Origin of the sequence: Citrobacter gillenii (assembly GCF_013337685.1) — a bacterium.
In the GTDB taxonomy this organism is placed as follows: Bacteria; Pseudomonadota; Gammaproteobacteria; order Enterobacterales; family Enterobacteriaceae; genus Citrobacter; species Citrobacter gillenii.
The window spans coordinates 446070-462643 of sequence record NZ_SUQN01000005.1; the positions used below are offsets into that span (position 1 = coordinate 446070).

General features: G+C 53.1%; 14 protein-coding genes. 9 read left to right on the top strand and 5 right to left on the bottom strand.

From position 1 onward, the window contains the following. The first annotated feature begins 159 nt into the window (after positions 1–159). Positions 160–1641 (top strand): APC family permease, encoded by a 1482-nt coding sequence (locus tag FCH32_RS14390; protein ID WP_096757191.1) that lies wholly within the window; start codon positions 160–162, stop codon positions 1639–1641. Between the two features lie 34 nt (positions 1642–1675). On the opposite strand, the gene FCH32_RS14395 is transcribed toward FCH32_RS14390, so the two are convergent. Then, positions 1676–2374: a cache domain-containing protein gene (locus FCH32_RS14395; RefSeq protein ID WP_096757190.1), complete on the bottom strand. Its 699-nt coding sequence runs from the start codon at positions 2372–2374 to the stop codon at positions 1676–1678. Between the two features lie 24 nt (positions 2375–2398). Then, on the bottom strand, positions 2399–3124 hold the full coding sequence (locus FCH32_RS14400; protein WP_174361081.1) for a FadR/GntR family transcriptional regulator: 726 nt from the start codon (positions 3122–3124) through the stop codon (positions 2399–2401). Positions 3125–3415: 291 nt separating this feature from the next. On the opposite strand from FCH32_RS14400, the gene FCH32_RS14405 reads away from it, so the two are divergent. The 4 genes from FCH32_RS14405 (at position 3416) to FCH32_RS14420 (ending at position 8518) form a co-directional block, all read left to right on the top strand. Continuing rightward, on the top strand, positions 3416–4843 hold the full coding sequence (locus tag FCH32_RS14405; RefSeq protein ID WP_117343037.1) for an aminobutyraldehyde dehydrogenase: 1428 nt from the start codon (positions 3416–3418) through the stop codon (positions 4841–4843). An 11-nt stretch (positions 4844–4854) separates the two neighbouring features. Further along, positions 4855–5328, top strand: coding sequence for an ester cyclase (locus FCH32_RS14410; protein WP_117343038.1), 474 nt, complete (start codon positions 4855–4857; stop codon positions 5326–5328). Positions 5329–5410: 82 nt separating this feature from the next. Then, entirely contained in the window at positions 5411–7303 is a 1893-nt protein-coding gene (locus FCH32_RS14415) for a flavin monoamine oxidase family protein (RefSeq protein ID WP_115258602.1), read from the top strand. 3 nt (positions 7304–7306) lie between these two features. Further along, complete coding sequence (locus FCH32_RS14420; protein ID WP_174361082.1) at positions 7307–8518, top strand: c-type cytochrome; 1212 nt, start codon at positions 7307–7309, stop codon at positions 8516–8518. Positions 8519–8609: 91 nt separating this feature from the next. On the opposite strand, the gene pdxR is transcribed toward FCH32_RS14420, so the two are convergent. After that, positions 8610–10085, bottom strand: coding sequence for a MocR-like pyridoxine biosynthesis transcription factor PdxR (pdxR, locus tag FCH32_RS14425; RefSeq protein ID WP_174361083.1), 1476 nt, complete (start codon positions 10083–10085; stop codon positions 8610–8612). A 107-nt stretch (positions 10086–10192) separates the two neighbouring features. Here pdxR and puuE point away from each other — a divergent pair, with 107 nt between their 5' ends. From puuE to FCH32_RS14445, 4 genes are all read left to right on the top strand, one after another. Next, complete coding sequence (gene puuE, locus FCH32_RS14430; protein ID WP_115258599.1) at positions 10193–11458, top strand: 4-aminobutyrate transaminase; 1266 nt, start codon at positions 10193–10195, stop codon at positions 11456–11458. A gap of 186 nt (positions 11459–11644) precedes the next feature. Then, a complete protein-coding gene (locus FCH32_RS14435) occupies positions 11645–12700 on the top strand; it encodes an ABC transporter substrate-binding protein (RefSeq protein WP_115258598.1) in 1056 nt (351 codons plus the stop codon). Beyond that, entirely contained in the window at positions 12687–13691 is a 1005-nt protein-coding gene (locus tag FCH32_RS14440) for a FecCD family ABC transporter permease (protein WP_153880367.1), read from the top strand. The genes FCH32_RS14435 and FCH32_RS14440 overlap by 14 nt, the downstream gene beginning before the upstream one ends. Further along, positions 13688–14440 (top strand): ABC transporter ATP-binding protein, encoded by a 753-nt coding sequence (locus tag FCH32_RS14445; RefSeq protein WP_115258596.1) that lies wholly within the window; start codon positions 13688–13690, stop codon positions 14438–14440. The genes FCH32_RS14440 and FCH32_RS14445 overlap by 4 nt, the downstream gene beginning before the upstream one ends. Here FCH32_RS14445 and FCH32_RS14450 read toward each other — a convergent pair. Together FCH32_RS14450 and FCH32_RS14455 are read right to left on the bottom strand one after the other, a co-directional pair. Continuing rightward, the gene (locus FCH32_RS14450) at positions 14424–15149 is read right to left on the bottom strand and encodes a substrate-binding domain-containing protein (protein WP_174361084.1); all 726 of its coding nucleotides are present in this window, start codon (positions 15147–15149) and stop codon (positions 14424–14426) included. The genes FCH32_RS14445 and FCH32_RS14450 overlap by 17 nt on opposite strands. Positions 15150–15248: 99 nt before the next feature. Beyond that, positions 15249–16184 carry a LysR family transcriptional regulator gene (locus FCH32_RS14455; RefSeq protein ID WP_115258594.1) on the bottom strand — a complete coding sequence of 312 codons (936 nt, stop codon included), beginning with the start codon at positions 16182–16184 and terminating at the stop codon, positions 15249–15251. Between the last annotated feature and the right edge of the window lie 390 nt (positions 16185–16574).

Genomic DNA, 16574 nt, shown 5'->3' on the forward strand with positions numbered 1-16574 from the left:
ATAATATGTTTCGCAATCATGCGGCAAGCCTGTTTATTCAGGAACGTGATGCGCGATCATTTTTAACAATATCATGACAAAATCACTATACATATAACTTAATATCTTTTATACATTAATCGTTAACCCCTGTGACTATTCCACAAAAGAGAAAGAGATATGGAACAGATACCTGATAATAAAAACGATAATTTTCAAAAAGATGGCAAAGAGCAGTTCAACCGTTCGATCGGACTTATCTCTAACTTTGCGCTGGGTTTTACCTACCTGTCGCCACTCACCGCCGTGTATTCGCTGTTTGCGCTTGCCGTAACGCTGGCAGGGCCACCGGCGGTATGGTGGATTTTAATCGTCGCCTGTGGGCAGCTTCTGGTTGCGCTGGTGTTTGGCGAAGTGGCGTCTCAGTATCCGATAACCGGAGGGCTGTATCCCTGGGCCAGAAGGTTGTGGGGGAAAAAATATGCGTGGATCGCCGCCTGGATTTACCTGTGGGCGCTGGTGGTGACCATCACCTCAATCGCGGAATACACCTCTACCTTCGTCGAGTCATTATTCCACTATGGTCAGACTCCGGCCACCATGCTGCTGACATCCGTGGTGCTGCTGCTCTTGATGATGGCGGTGAATATGTCCGGGACAAAGAATCTTGCCCGGGTCGCCAAAATTGGTTTCTGGTGTGAGATCGTCAGCGTGATTGCGCTGGGGATTTACCTGCTGATATTCCACCGTTCACAGCCATTCTCGGTGATATTTGATTCAATGGGCGTGCTGGCCCAGGACGGGAGCTACTCCACCGCCTTTATGTCTGCCGCGCTGATGGGCCTGTTTATGTTCTTTGGCTTTGAAGCCTGCGGCAACGTTGCGGAAGAGGTGAAGAACCCAAGCAAAAAAATCCCGATTGCGATGATCCTGAGTATCGTGTTTGGTGCGATCTCGGCCATTATTTCCGTCATGGGGTATCTGCTGGCTTCGCCGAATCTGGTCAGTATTGTCAACGGTAAAACGGCCGATCCGATCCCGGCTATCCTCAATGAGGCTCTGGGGGAAACCGGCGCGACGGTCTTTATCATCGTCGCGATTATCGCCATGCTGTCGTGTATTCTGTCTCTCCAGGCTGCGCTGAGCCGCCTTATCTTCTCTTTCTCCCGTGACAGAATGCTGCCGGGAAGCGAGTGGATGTCCAAAATCTCTAAAAATGGTGTTCCCGATAATGCCATGGTGGTCAGTTGCTTACTGCCGGTGATTATCTGTGTTTGGGTCTATTTCCAGCCCGATAATCTGTCGCGCATTACCGCGTTTGCCGTTATCGGTATCTATATTTCCTTCCAGATGGTCGTGCTGGCAGCGCTGCGCCAGCGCCTGAAAGGCTGGAAACCGGCGGGTGAGTGGACCATCGGTGGTTGGGGGACTCTGGTTAACGTGCTGGCGTTAGCTTACGGATTGTGCGGGATCTGGCTGCTGGCCCAACCCGCCGACAGCAGTGATTTCATCGACCGCTGGACGGTGCTGTTTGGCCTGGCGATTGTGGTGGGTTCGGGGCTTATCTACATGTTCCTGACGCGTCCGTTTGGTCGCTCTGCTGCGCCGGAAAATGATGCGATAGCCTACGCAAACAAGCTCAATATGGGGCAGGATAATTAAACAAAGGGCCTTCGGGCCCTTAGAGCCTATCCCCTTAGTGTTGATAGTGGTAAAGAATGAAGTAGTCGCTCTGATACACAATACGGGTATTCGTCGGTGACAGTAATTCTCCCACGCGACAGCGTGGCCAACTGGAGAAGATAATCCGGTTTTCCAGATTGGTCAGAATGACATAGTCAGGTTGGGGGCAGGAGAGCAGTTCTGCCTCGATCTGGCTAACCAGCAGATCGACAGCGGCGACCCCAAGAAACTGGTCATGGTAGTAAACGGGCACCGCCGAGGTCAGCGTGTAAGAAATGTTGCAGATATAGTCGACGTAAGGCCCGTGAATATAGGCTTCACCAGCAGGAGGAGAATGCTTAAACCACTCGAAGGTTCTGAAATCCAGCCGCTGTTGGGTGGCCTGATCTAAATCCAGATGCGCCTGACTCAGACCGTTATCTTTCTTATACCACCACTCCAGCAGCCAATACTCGTTGCGGGTTGGCGTATTCTCAATATGGCTGGCGAATCCGGCACCCGAGCAATAGTGATTGTGATTCAGCGTGTGTTTAATGTGCTGCTGAACAGTGGCTCTCACTGCCGGGTCGAGGACCACCTCTGCCGAGCCTTTTTGTACACCGGCAATCGCCTCGTGGATGCTCCTCGCCAGCGCAACGGTAGACTCTACGGTAGAGACAGTAATATCATCAATTTTACGGATTAATGCGCTAAGGGATGTCGAAGAGCTCATGGTCTTTCCTGCCTTCACTGATGGTCAGTTCGCGTTATATTTCAGCTTTTTTTCAATAAGATAATAGGTACAGATATCGATAATCTGGGTGGCAAACTGCACCGATTCTGTCTCATTATGCGCGGCCAGCGCATCGGCCAGCGCCGAATAGAGCGCAATGATCTCGGCGTGAATAGTGCCAGAACGATAGAGTATAGCGACCAGCGAAGCCCACTCCGCCTGCACCTGCAGCTCCTGGTTCGCCAGCCGCGCTGAATGCGAACTGGCGGCGATCGCCAGCAGGCAACGCATATCGGCCTGAGTCATTAATTCGGGTGAATCAGCCTTTCTTAACACCTCAACAAACTCGCGAAATTTAGCGATATCCGCATTGGTCATGCGCCGGGAGGCCAGCCTGGCGCTGTGGCTGATAATGGCGCAATGCATTTCGCCTAAGTCGGAAAGGTAATCGGTGCCAATCGATTTAAACGGATGCAGGACGCTATTTTTGCCATCAATATTTTCGCAAACGAAGCTGCCGCCATTTCGGCCACGAACCGTATGGATAAGATTATTAGCCCGAAGCGTGTTGAGTGCTTCTCTGATGGTGATATGTGAGACGCCCATCATCTTTGCCAGGTCGGTTTCGTTGGGCAGTTGCTCTTTTGGCTCGAGCAATCCCGTAATGATGGCGTTTGAAAGGCGCTGCACAATCTGGTCGGAACGACTGACCTGCCCGATAGGCGCAAATATGACCGCATGAGTAATCATAATCTTTTCTGCACTCAATTCCCTGAAACAACGACCCTTTCTAACACAAGCCTGTCAGGCAAGGAAGGTCAGAATAGTCGCGTTATTTTACCTGCCCATGCACAAAACCGTTGCACAGGCGGATGTGTGTCCCGTTAGCGTCAAATGACGATGAATAACCTTACCGCGAAAATGTAAAATTTAAGTTAAAAATGCGACGTTTATCATACTGTCAATGTTGCGCATTTGAAAAAATTTTACAATATATATATTACATAAGATTCTTTATGTATTAACGGGCAGGAGACAGTCATGAAAACCCTGAAGCATTTTATTAACGGACACTACGTGGCGGGCAGTACCGAAGACGCGTTTGAGCTGGTCAGCCCGGTGGACGGTGAAACATACGCGTTATCGCCCAATGGTGGGGCAGCAGAAGTCGATCTGGCCTACTCGGCCGCCGCTGCCGCGTTCAGTATCTGGAAGAAATCGACGCCCGCACAGCGGCAAAAAGCGCTTCTGGCGCTGGCTGATGAAATCGAACGCAATGTAGAGCGACTGGTTAACGCCCAGAGTCAGGAAACTGGACAGCTGCGCCATTTTATTGAGAAAGAAGAGATCGCGGCCTCCTGCGACGCCATTCGATTTTTTGCCGGTGCCGCGCGCTGCCTTGAAGGGAAGGCTGCCGGTGAATATTCTGCCGGGTTCACCTCAACCATTCGTCGCGAACCGCTGGGTATTGTGGGGCAAGTCACGCCGTGGAATTACCCGTTTATGATGGCGGTGTGGAAGATAGCCCCTGCGCTGGCGGCAGGCAATACGGTGGTGCTTAAACCGAGTGACACCACGCCGGTCAGCACGCTGCTGCTGGCTGAGCTGGCCGCGCCGCTGTTCCCGAAAGGGGCGTTTAATGTGGTATTAGGGAAAGCCAAAACCGGTTCGCTGGTGGTGTCGAACCCGACGGCCTCACTGGTTTCGATTACTGGCTCGGTACGTGCGGGTCTACAGGTGGCCGCGTCGGCGGCGGCAAACCTGACCAAAGCCCATTTGGAGTTGGGCGGTAAAGCGCCCGCCGTGGTATTTGCCGACGCGAATATCGACAGGGCGATTGAGACGATCGCTACCGCCGGCTTTTTCAATGCCGGGCAAGATTGTACTGCCGCCACGCGAATTCTCGTCGAGCAGTCCGTTTATGCTGAGTTTTTGGAAAAATTGATCCAGAAAACAAAAAGCATCAAATTTGGTCCCCCGCAGGATAGGGATGCGCTATATGGCGCGTTGAATAGCCGGAACCAACTGGAGCAGGTGCAAGGTTTTATTGCGCGTCTGCCTGCGCATGCAAAAATTGAAACGGGTGGCAGAGCAGGGCCCGGACCGGGCTTCTACTTTGAGCCAACCATCATCTCCGGTCTGCATCAGCACGACGAAGCCATTCAACATGAAGTGTTTGGTCCGGTAATGGCGATTCAGTCCTTTTCGACTGACGAAGACGCGTTGCACAAAGCCAATGATGTGGAATACGGCCTGGCCGCAAGCGTCTGGACCGGTAACCACGGCCGCGCACAGCGTTTTTGCATTGACCTCGATTTTGGCACGGTGTGGATCAACAACCATATTCCACTGTGTGCGGAAATGCCGCACGGCGGGTTCAAGAAATCCGGCTACGGTAAAGATCTCTCCTCTTATTCACTCGATGAGTACACCCGAGTGAAACATATCATGTGCGATATTTCTGAATAGCGGGTAATACGATGAAAACATTAAAAATAGCTGCGCTGTCGCTGGTGATGTTCTCGGGGTTTAGTCTGGCAGACAGCTCCCCGCTGAACACCGTAAAAGCGTATATGGCGGCCTGGAATGCGCATAACGCGCCGCTCGCAGCGCAGTATCTGGCCGACGACGCGGTCTATTACGATGCCGCCGCCGGGGAGCCGATAACTGGCAGGGAAAAAGCCGAGAAAGAGGTGATTGGAGCATTCATTAAGGCGGTCCCGGATCTGAACTGGAAAATGGTCGGCAAACCCGTCTATGACGAAGATACCGTGGCATTTCGTTGGGAGTTCTCGGGTAAAAATAGCGGCGAATGGGCAGGAAGTCCGCCGACAAATAATCCGATCAAATTTGAAGGCGTCAGCTATATTCATGTTAAGGCAGGAAAAATCACCTGGCAGGGTGATTATTATGATTCTAAAAAACTGGATGAAGAACTCAAGCCAGTGAAGTAGTCGGTGGTCCCCCTTGTGAGAGGGGGACCCTCTCATTTGTGCTGTGTTTAGGGCAGTGTGTGCGTGGCAAAAGGACAAGTTAATGGCAATTACCCGACGTGATTTTCTCAACGGTGTGGCGGTCACCATCGCCGCGGGGCTGACCCCTCTGGATATGGTCAGAGCGGCAGGAAAAGAACATGAATTTATCGATGGAAGTTATTACCCTCCCAGCCTGACGGGGCTGCGTGGTAACCATCCGGGCTCGTTTGAAATGGCTCACGCGCTGGGCCGGGAACAGAAAAAATTTGATTTAACGGCGCTTCCGGTCGAGGAAGAGTACGACCTGGTGGTGGTTGGTGGCGGCATTAGCGGGCTGGCGGCCGGATGTTTCTGGCGGCAACTTGTCGGGCAAAACAGCAAGGTTCTGATCCTCGACAACCATGATGATTTTGGCGGCCACGCCAAACGTAACGAATTTAGCACAGCCGGAAAAAAACTGATCGGCTATGGCGGCAGTGAGTCGTTTCAGTCGCCAGCGCATAATTTCAGCCCGGACGTACAAAAGCTGATGGAAACACTCGGCGTGAGCGCCACCAAGCTCAAAGAGAGTTTTGACGTCAACTTCTATCCAGACTGGCAGCTCAGTCGCGGCGTCTTTTTCGACAAAAAGAATTTTGGCGAGACCAAAATCGTCAGCGGCGATCCGGGACGCGCGGTTTCCGACGATATTCCACCGGACCGGCTCAACGGTCGTAAGATTGAAGACTTTATCAATGATTTTCCGTTGAGTGAGAGCGACCGAAAAGCGCTTATCGACCTGCATGTACGCCCTGGCGACTACCTTCCGGGCATGACGGTCGAGGAGAAAAGTAGCTGGCTGGATACCCACAGCTACAGTGAATTTCTGGCCACGAAAGTCGGTTTAAGCAAAATGGCACTGCTCTATTTCCAGCAGCGCTCCAACGATTTCTTTGCTATCGGCATTGAGGGCATTTCCTGTAGCGATGCCCGGGCATGCGCCTTACCGGGCATGGAAGCATTAGGTCTGCCGCCGCTGGACGGCGAGTCACTGGCCGACCTCGAAGAGCCGTATGTTTATCACTTCCCCGATGGCAACGCGGGACTGGCGCGAATAATGGTCAGATATATGCTCCCGGATGCCTTGCCGGGGACCACCATGGAGGATTCCGTCCTCGCCAGATTGCATTACGAAAAGCTGGATCTGCCGGAAAATACCACGCGTTTGCGCCTCAACAGTAGCGTGATTAATGCGGCCAACGTGCCGGGCGGCGTGGCCGTAACCTATCTGCGTGACGGCAAATTGCATCGTGTGCACGCAAAAAACGCCATCATGGCGGGTTATAATATGATGATCCCGTACCTGGTGCCGGAAATGCCGAAACAACAGCAGGCAGACCTCAAGCTGAACGTAAAGGCGCCGCTGGTGTACACCAACGTAGTGGTGAAAAACTGGCAGGCGTTTAAGCAACTCGGCGTACATGAGTTTTATTCCCCAGCTGCGCCGTACAGCCGCATTAAGCTCGACTATCCAGTCAGCATTGGCGGCTATCAGCACCCGGCGACCCCGGACGATCCGATGGTGATTCATATGGTCTATGTGCCAACCTATCCGGGCAGTAACCTACCGGCGAGAGAACAATTCCGCCTGGGACGGGCCTATCTGCTGGGGACCACGTTTGCTGCGCATGAAGAGATGATCCGTGGCCAGTTGCAGGAGATGTTTGGCTCGACAGGCTTTGACAATCAACGTGATATCGCGGCTATTACGGTTAACCGCTGGGCACATGGCTATGCCTATTACGCCAACCCGCTGTTCGACGACATGGATGAAATGGAGAAGGTTGTTGAGCGGGCACGCCAACCCATCGGCCGAATTGCGATTGCTAACTCTGATGCCGACTGGAGCGCGTATGCACATGCGGCGATCGATCAGGCATTGCGGGCGGTTAACGAACTCAAGGGTATGAGGTGATCTATGCGTAATGTAACCGTTCTTGTCGCCTGTTTGTTTAGCGCGACGGTTTCCGCCGCGGACTCTCACGGTGAGTACATCGCCAGAATTTCAGACTGTGTAGCCTGTCACACCGCTGAGGGTGGGGACGCGATGGCAGGGGGTAAAAAGTTTCCCACGCCGGTCGGTGATATTTTCTCGACAAATATCACGCCGGACAAAACCCACGGCATCGGTAACTATTCCTACGAGGATTTTGAAAAAGCGGTGCGTCAGGGCATTGCCAAAGATGGCCATCCGCTTTACCCGGCCATGCCATATCCGTCTTACGCAAAGCTCTCCGACGAAGATGTCCAGGCGCTGTATCGCTACTTTATGCATGATGTCACGCCGTCTGCGACAGCAAATAAAGAGAATGAGATCCCCTGGCTGATTTCAGCCCGCTGGCCGCTGCATATCTGGAACTGGCTCTTTACCGACGCTCCTGCAACGGCTGCGGTAGGCAGCAACAGTACCGATGCCAGTGCCGCGCGGATCCAGCGCGGAGCTTATCTGGTTGAAGGACCTGGCCACTGTGGCTCCTGCCATACCCCGAGGGGAATGGCGATGAATGAGAAAGCCTATACTCATGCCGATGCACAGTACCTGAGCGGGGCGATGATTGACGGCTGGTATGCGCCGTCCCTTCGGGGCACCGGGATGTCTGAGCAGGAGTTAACGTCGCTGTTACTGACCGGTAAAAGCAAGCATGCTGCGGTTTCGGGTTCAATGGCTGAAGTCGTCAGTGAGAGTACACAATACCTGACGGATGAAGATGCAGCAGCGATTGCACAGTATCTGCGGAGCCTGAAAAACGTCAAACCGGAGCCGACACGAGCGGGCACCACCACGGCGTCCTGGTCGAATTCACCGCAGGCGGGAAAAGTGGTCTACAACCGTTATTGCTCGACCTGTCACGGTCTGGAAGGCAAGGGCACGGATAACAACGCGCCGTCGCTGATCCACAATCCGCTGGTGATGGTTGACGATCCGACCCCGCTGTTCAGGGTGATTTCGCAGGGTGCGGAAACGCCGACCACGCGGGGCAACGTGTCGTTTAAGATGCCAGCGTATAACGGATTGCTGACCGAAGTTGAGATGCGCGATGTGATCAACTATGTACGAAAAAGTTGGGGTGAAGGCAATGGCGAGGTCAGTCAGGAGGAGCTTGCCGGACTTAAACCAGCTACACACTAAGCGTTATGCCTGATGGCGCTGCGCTTATCCGACCTATAAAAACCTTATTGTAGGTCGGATAAGACGCGTTAGTGACGCCATCCGGCAACGTTTATCCTACGTTTGCCTTGATAATGCCCGCCAGCCGGGAAAACGCCGCGGCCATCTCATGTTCTTCAATACTGGCAAAACCCAGCAACAGACCGCTGCGTTTCTCTTCGTTGACGTAGTAACGTGACAGCGGTCGTACCAATAACCCCTGCGTATTCGCCAGCTGTGCAATCATGCTGTCGTCGGCATGGGCTGGCAATTGTAATATCAGATGCAGCCCGGCGTTACTGTTGAACGGTCCCAGATAATCCTCTCCGAGTTGCGTGGCGATCAGGTCCACCAGTGTCTGACGACGGCGGCTGTACAGTTGGCGCATTTTACGGATATGCGCGGCGTAGTAGCCTTCGCGGATAAACTCTGCCAGCGCGGCCTGAATCAAAAGGTGTCCGCCGCGATAGAGGTCGTTATGCACTTTCTTCAGCGGTGCAGCGAGCGGTTTGGGCAGCACAACATACCCGAGTCGGAGGGCAGGATAGAGCGTTTTACTGAATGTGCCGATGTAGATAACTGGACTTTCTTCCTCCAGTCCTTGCAGTGAAGGAATGGGCTGCCCCGAAAAGCGAAATTCGCTGTCGTAGTCATCTTCCACGATCCAACTGCGTGTTTCACGTGCGCGAAACAGTAACTGCCGTCGCCGGCTCAGGCTCATCACCGACCCCAGCGGATACTGATGTGACGGTGTCACAAAAATCAGCTTCGGGGACACCGCTGACGACACTGGCGGTACCATGCCCTGTTCATCAACCGCCATCGCCGAGAAGTTAACCGCGTTGATGCGCAGAATATTTTTGATTCCCCAATAGCCTGGCTCTTCAATCCAGGCGTTATCGCTAGGGTTACACAGGGTGCGGGTCACCAGATCCAACGCCTGGTGAATGCCTTCGGTGATCAGTATCTGTTCAGGAGCACACCTGACGCCGCGCGCGGTACGCAAATAGTCCGCCAGCGCTTCTTTTAGTTCACCGTCGCCACCCGCCGCATCATAGGTGAGAAACTCCGGGCGCAGGCGTCTTGCCAGCCGGTCCTGAATTTTTTTAAGCGTGCGGTGGGGGAAATGTTGCACATCCGGAACGCCAGGAATAAACGCCCCCCACTGGCGCGGGCTGGCGCTGGCATTACCGATCAGCTCCAGGCAGCGGGCGGACAGGCTGGCGCGGTCTTCCTGTGCGGGGGGCGCGTTTTTTTTATCGGGCCGTTGCGCGAGGTTGTCCAGCACGCTATCGGTGACAAATGTGCCGCTGCTGGTGCGTGCAGAAATATACCCTTCGGCCTGCAGTTGCTCATACACTCGCAGGACGGTATTGCGCGATAACGCCAGTTCGCCCGCCAGATCGCGCGAAGGTGGCATACGGGTGGCGGGTTTCAAGCTGCCTTCAAGAATGCAGCTGCAGATGGCGGCATACAAACGCCGGTGCAGTTTCTCGTCGGTTTGCTGGCTAAATGCATGCTTGATCACATCTCCGGCAAGTGAACGCATTTGGATCCTTAAAATAAAACGATTTGGCTCTCGATTAAAGTACCAGATGGCGTCTAGATTTAAAGGGTAATTCAACCCTGAATGTGTTTATGGACAAGGTGTAGAGAATGAACAATAAAAACCTGCAACAACGTCGTCTGGATGCAACCCCGCGTGGCGTGGGCGTAATGTGTGACTTTTTCGCTCAGTCGGCAGAAAACAGCACCATTACCGATATCGAAGGCAATCAATATATTGATTTTGCTGCCGGGATTGCCGTCCTGAATACCGGACACCGTCATCCTCGTATGGTGCAGGCGGTTGAAGCGCAACTTCAAGCCTTTACCCACACGGCCTATCAGATTGTCCCGTACGAAAGCTACGTCTCGCTGGCGGAGAAAATCAATGCGGCCGCGCCGATTGACGGTTTGCGTAAAACCACGTTCTTTACCACCGGCGCAGAAGCTGTCGAAAACGCGGTTAAAATTGCCCGCGCGCACACCGGCCGTCCAGGTGTGATCGCGTTTGGCGGGGGATTTCATGGCCGTACCTATATGACGATGGCGCTGACCGGCAAGGTCGCACCGTATAAAAAAGGCTTCGGGCCGTTCCCGGGATCGGTTTACCACGCACCGTATCCTTCTGAGTTGCAGGGCATCACCACCGCAGATTCGATAAAAGCCATCGAGCGTCTGTTTAAAGCTGATATCGACGCCAGCCAGGTCGCAGCGATTATCTTCGAACCCGTCCAGGGTGAAGGGGGCTTTGTGGTGGCCCCACCTGAATTCGTTGCCGCTATTCGTCGCATCTGCGATGAGCACGGTATTGTGATGATTGCCGATGAAGTCCAGAGTGGTTTTGCCCGCACCGGCGAGCTTTTTGCCATGGACCATTACGCCCACAAAGCCGATCTGATGACCATGGCGAAAAGCCTGGCGGGCGGTATGCCGCTGTCTGGCGTGGTCGGCAAAGCCGAAATTATGGATGCCCCTGCACCGGGTGGTCTGGGCGGTACCTATGCCGGTAACCCGCTCGCCGTTGCGGCCGCTCACGCGGTGCTTGATATCATTCATGATGAGCAACTGTGCCAGCGAGCAGCGGCGCTGGGTGAACAACTGCGTGCCACGCTGACCGATGCCCGTGCGTGGTGTCCGGAACTTGCCGAAGTGCGTGGGTTAGGATCGATGATTGCCGCTGAGTTTTGTGATGCCAGCACCGGAGAGCCTTCTGCAGCCACGGCGCAACGCGTACAGAAGAAAGCCCTTGAGCAGGGACTGCTGCTGCTTACCTGCGGCCAGTACGGCAACGTGATCCGTTTCCTTTACCCGCTGACCATTCCGCAGGATCAGTTCGTAAAAGCGCTGGAAATTATTAAATCCGTCACTAAATCATGATAGTGCGCGTATAGCGTCAACCTTGGCCGACGGTGGTACACATCGTCGGCTTTTTTGTTCCTGTGGGTTTCTCAACGTCAATTGATCTTTATCGGTAGAGTTACCTGATTTATTGGAAAAGCGTTGCCAGATACCTCGCTATATAATTTAATACATACCGGTTTTTCTCCTGTCCAGATGGTGTCTATGTTAACTCTTCGTTCATTTTTGTTGGTATGCGCCAGCATGTTGTTTGCGTTTTCGGCGCAGGCAGACCGCACGATAACCGATCAGCTTGGCCGCCAGGTCACGATCCCCGATAGCGTCAATAAGGTGGTGGTGTTACAACACCAGACGCTGAATATTCTGGTTCAACTGGATGCCACGCAGGACATTGTCGGCGTGATGTCGAGCTGGAAAAAACAGCTTGGACCGGCGTTCGCCCGCTTTATGCCGACGATTACGACCCTGCCGACGCCGGGCGATCTCACCAGCGTGAATATTGAAAGCCTGCTGGCTACCCACCCGCAAGTGGTGTTTGTTGCCAACTATGCACCTGCCGAGATGATTCAGCAGATTCAGAATGCCGGGATTCCGGTGGTGGCTATCTCATTACGTCAGGATGCTGCTGGCCAGCAGAACAAAATGAACCCGACTATGGCTGACGAAGAGCAGGTCTACAACGAAGGCTTAAAGCAGGGGATTCGCCTGATTGCCGACGTGGTGGGACGTAAACCGCAGGCTGAAACGCTGATCGACTACGTTTTTTCGGCCAGGGCTAAATTCAATGCGCCGGTGGCAGCGATTGCACAGGCGCAAAAAGTCCGTATCTATATGGCCAACCCCGATCTCATGACTTACGGTGCCGGAAAGTACACGGGCCTGATGATGCAGCATGCCGGAGGGCTAAACGTGGCTGCGGCGAGCGTTAAAGGCGCGCGGCAGGTTTCGCTGGAGCAGGTGTTAGCGTGGAACCCGCAGGTGATTTTTGTTCAGGACCGCTACCCGCAGGTGGTGACGGAGATCCTAAACGATCCCAACTGGCAGAACATCGATGCGGTAAAAAATCATCGCGTCTGGCTGATGCCGGAATACGCCAAAGCCTGGGGATATCCGATGCCGGAAGCGCTGGCGCTGGGTGAATTGTGGATGGCAAAAAAACTCTATCCGGATGCCTATAAAAACATCGATGTTGATGCGCAGGCACAGGATTACTACCACCGTTTTTACCGCGTGAACTGGCAGTCCGATGCCGCTAAGTAATCGCGCTTTCCCCCTGCAACCGATACTGATTACCGTGGTGCTACTGCTGGGTGTTGGTTCACTGTGTGTGGGGCAATATCCGCTGTCGCTGCGCGATGTGTTCTCACTGTTGAGCCATTACGCAGACTCGCAGGGTATGGCGCACCAGGTCGTCTGGACCGTCAGACTCCCGCGTATTTTGATGGCACTGCTGGCGGGCGGCGCGCTGGGGTTATGTGGGGCTACGCTGCAAGGCGTGTTTCATAATCCGCTGGTGGACCCGCATATTATTGGGGTGACCTCTGGCTCAGCATTTGGCGGCACGCTGGCGATTTTGCTTGGGCTTGATCCGTTCCTGATGATGGGGTCGACGTTCTTCTTTGGTCTGGCGGCGTTGATTCTGGTATATGCCATTGCCGCGCTACAGGGGCTGGAAAACACGCTGGTGCTGATCCTCTCGGGCATTATTTTGAGTGGTTTTTTTGCCGCGCTGGTGAGCCTGATTCAATACCAGGCCGATACCGAAGAGACGTTACCCAGCATTGTATTCTGGCTGTTGGGCAGTTTTGCGACCGCCAACTGGCATAAAGTGTGGCTGCTGGCGGTGCCGGTCGGCATTGCGGCCATGCTGTTGTACCAGTTGCGCTGGCGAATCAACCTGTTATCACTCAACGATAAAGACGCCAAAGCGCTCGGGGTGGCGGTGGTTCCGCTGCGGCGCAGCGTGTTGCTGTGCTGCGCATTGCTGGTTGCGGCGCAGGTCTCCGTCAGCGGCAGTATTGCCTGGGTGGGTCTGGTGATCCCGCATCTGGCCCGCCTGCTGGTAGGCGTTGATCACCGTCGGTTACTCCCCTGTGCTTTCTGGCTGGGCGGCGGTTTTATGATTGTGGTGGATGATATTGCCCGCACGCTGCTACCTACGGAAATTCCTCTGGGGATCATCACCGCCTTGCTCGGTGCGCCGCTGTTTGCCTTTTTGCTGATTCAGTCCAGCCGACGGGGGATACGATGATATCTGCCGCACTTAACGTCGATCAGTTGGAGTATGGCTACCGGATGCCGTTGTTTGCGCCGCTCACGTTCCGCTGTGAGAAAGGCAATATCTGGGCCGTGCTCGGGCGTAACGGTTTGGGGAAGAGCACGTTGCTGGATACGCTGACCGGTACGCTGCCGTTGTTGGGTGGAAACATACAAAGTGAGGGGGGAATGGGTATTGTGGCGCAGCATACGCGCTTACCGTTTCCCTACACCGTTAGCGATGTCGTGCTGATGGGCCGCGCGCAGCATGTAAAGTTATTTGCTCAACCGGGCCAGCAGGATAAAAAGCGGGCGATGCAGGCGCTGGAGCAGCTCAATATTGCGCATCTTGCGTCCTGTACCTTTTGTTCACTTTCCGGCGGGCAGCAACAGTTGGTAATGATCGCCCGGGCGTTGGTCACGGATTGTCAAACGCTGTTGCTTGATGAACCCTGTTCCGCGCTGGATTTAGCCAATCAGCAGGTGGTGCTGCAGCTTATCAGCGATCTGGCGTATCGCCAGGGCTGCAGCATTCTCTTTACAACGCACGATCCGCAGCATGCACTACAGATAGCCAGTCATACGCTGCTGTTGTTGCCGCAGGGGAGATGGCTGGCGGGGCCAACTCAGGAGATTGTGACGGAAGATAATTTGTTCCAGGCGTACGGTTTACCGCTGCGAAAATTTAGCGTGGACCCGCATCCGACGCCGTTTATCGCGCCGCTGTTTACCATTCATCGTTAAGTGTTTTAAAACCGGCGCTGGCCAAACATGTTTGTCCGTCGCGCGCGAGGATAAAATCAACCAGCGCTTTGACGTTTTTAGACGCCTCGAGCACCGCCAGCTGGTATTCACAGCGAATGTTATGGTCCGTGGGGATCGTTACGCAGCGAATATCGGGCTGCCCGGCAAGTGCTGTTGCATAGTGCGCGTAGCCAATAAACAAATCCGCCAGGCCCTGGCGAATAATCCACGCGCTGGCCAGTTCGCCATTTGGCACCTTAACCGTGTCACGGCCACCGACAAGGGGAATAGCGCGTTCGCGCAGGCGCTGTCCAAGGCCGGGTTCGAGCACATCGAGGCTGTCGAATAATGCCCAGGTATAATCCCCGGAAGGGTCACAGCCGGGGGTTGAGGTGCCAATACGCAGGGTTGGATCTCGCAGTAACTCCAGCCATTCGCCGGTTTTGCGGGTGGTGAGGCTCAGTTGGTTCCAGCAAAAGGTATGCGCGGACAGTGCCCTACCGCTGGCCAGCAACTGCTGCGGATGTGCACGATTGGCCGAGGCAAATAAGGCACAAGGTTCACCGGCTTCTATACGTTCGCGTAATAATCCGGCCGGGCCGTATTCCACACAAACGTCAATTCCGCTTAGAGACGTGAACTGGTTTATCAGCGGGGTAAAGGCCAGCCGTAAACTGCCAGCAGCGAAGAGCGTGATGGGGCATGACATAATGTAGCGAGTCCTGAATTCGAGGTCCGAAATGAATGATAGACATCTTAAACGTCATCATATTGTATATGACCAACTATTCGATGCAAATGGCAATAATTATCTGGGTAATAATTTTTTTAAGATATTAACAATTGAATTAATGATTAGCTGTACCCGGAAAGGCTGCTGTGTCTTTTTACTGTAAATCACAAACAGATCCAGATGGGTGGAGAAGTTATCAGGAAGTGTAGGGACCAGACCGTCGATATCTGTTTCTTTAATGATCAACTCGGGCATAAATAAATAACCAAGACCCGCTTTGGCGAGTTCGATTGCGGCATACGAGTTATCGCAGGCAAAATCACCGCTAATGATTATCTTTCTTATTTCTTTATGTGAGTCGTCATTTATATACCAGATGTTATGATTGTCTTCCATATGTGAGAAAAAAAGTATACAGGGACTGTGTCCATAATCTTCAATGGAGTGGATCGGATATCTCGCAATCATGTCGCGGGTGCCATATATATTGGCCGGAATCGATGCGATATTTCGCGCAATAAGTTCGTCATTGTCGGGCAATGAATGCGTAAACAAGATGTCGCAGTCATCACTAAAAGGGACGCCAAGGGTAAATTCAGCGTTGCTGAGGTTACTGGTTGTCAGCATTAATTTAATTTCCGGATGCTGCGCTTTCAACCCAGGAATGACGTACTTGGAGATAAATAACAGCTGACCGGTAGGGGCATGGATCCTGACAAACCCATCAGACGCCAGCTTATAGGCCATTGTAAACTTCTGGATATCTTCACATGACTTCATGTGTTTTTTGACGTAGGGGAGAAGCTCTTCACCGAAACGGGTCAATTTTATCGGCCGACAAGAGCGATCGAACACGGAGAATCCAAAACGGTCCTCCAGTTGTTGTAAGGTTCTACTGATATTGGGTTGCGCAATTTTTAGCGTTTCCGCAGCCAGACTCAAACTACGGGTACACGAAAGTTCATAAAGGATACGGAGTTCGTTATCGTTAAAGCTGATTTTCTGGACCACTGAGACCTCAGATATGCCTTGTGAATATTATCTGTATACATTCCCGCACGGCTTCGGCCAGTGTCTTTTGAAATTGAATGTATACAGTCCAGCCAACAAAAATAGCGCAGGCATGTTACGTGAACATACCTTTTAAACGGTTGCACAATAATATTTTAACCAATTCTTATCCATTAAAAGATAGCATGGTTTGTGTAAGAAAACAAAAAAGCAAAATGCGAAAATTACAATGAATAACCGTGTTGTTACGGGGTTAATGACTATTTTGATAATGGGTGGGCGGTAGATAAAGCCTGTTTCTACCCATTTTAAGGTTACTGCAGGAGTGTAGGTAACGCATTATATCTATTACGCATAATGTTATGCGCATTGTTTGCGAGACGCATGAGG

Excerpts from the sequence above, each read along its gene's own strand:
- FCH32_RS14390 (WP_096757191.1), top strand. The coding sequence starts at position 160 with ATGGAACAGATACCTGATAATAAAAACGATAATTTTCAAAAAGATGGC.
- FCH32_RS14395 (WP_096757190.1), bottom strand. The coding sequence starts at position 2,374 with ATGAGCTCTTCGACATCCCTTAGCGCATTAATCCGTAAAATTGATGAT.
- FCH32_RS14400 (WP_174361081.1), bottom strand. The coding sequence starts at position 3,124 with ATGATTACTCATGCGGTCATATTTGCGCCTATCGGGCAGGTCAGTCGT.
- FCH32_RS14405 (WP_117343037.1), top strand. The coding sequence starts at position 3,416 with ATGAAAACCCTGAAGCATTTTATTAACGGACACTACGTGGCGGGCAGT.
- FCH32_RS14410 (WP_117343038.1), top strand. The coding sequence starts at position 4,855 with ATGAAAACATTAAAAATAGCTGCGCTGTCGCTGGTGATGTTCTCGGGG.
- FCH32_RS14415 (WP_115258602.1), top strand. The coding sequence starts at position 5,411 with ATGGCAATTACCCGACGTGATTTTCTCAACGGTGTGGCGGTCACCATC.
- FCH32_RS14420 (WP_174361082.1), top strand. The coding sequence starts at position 7,307 with ATGCGTAATGTAACCGTTCTTGTCGCCTGTTTGTTTAGCGCGACGGTT.
- pdxR (WP_174361083.1), bottom strand. The coding sequence starts at position 10,085 with ATGCGTTCACTTGCCGGAGATGTGATCAAGCATGCATTTAGCCAGCAA.
- puuE (WP_115258599.1), top strand. The coding sequence starts at position 10,193 with ATGAACAATAAAAACCTGCAACAACGTCGTCTGGATGCAACCCCGCGT.
- FCH32_RS14435 (WP_115258598.1), top strand. The coding sequence starts at position 11,645 with ATGTTAACTCTTCGTTCATTTTTGTTGGTATGCGCCAGCATGTTGTTT.
- FCH32_RS14440 (WP_153880367.1), top strand. The coding sequence starts at position 12,687 with ATGCCGCTAAGTAATCGCGCTTTCCCCCTGCAACCGATACTGATTACC.
- FCH32_RS14445 (WP_115258596.1), top strand. The coding sequence starts at position 13,688 with ATGATATCTGCCGCACTTAACGTCGATCAGTTGGAGTATGGCTACCGG.
- FCH32_RS14450 (WP_174361084.1), bottom strand. The coding sequence starts at position 15,149 with ATGTCATGCCCCATCACGCTCTTCGCTGCTGGCAGTTTACGGCTGGCC.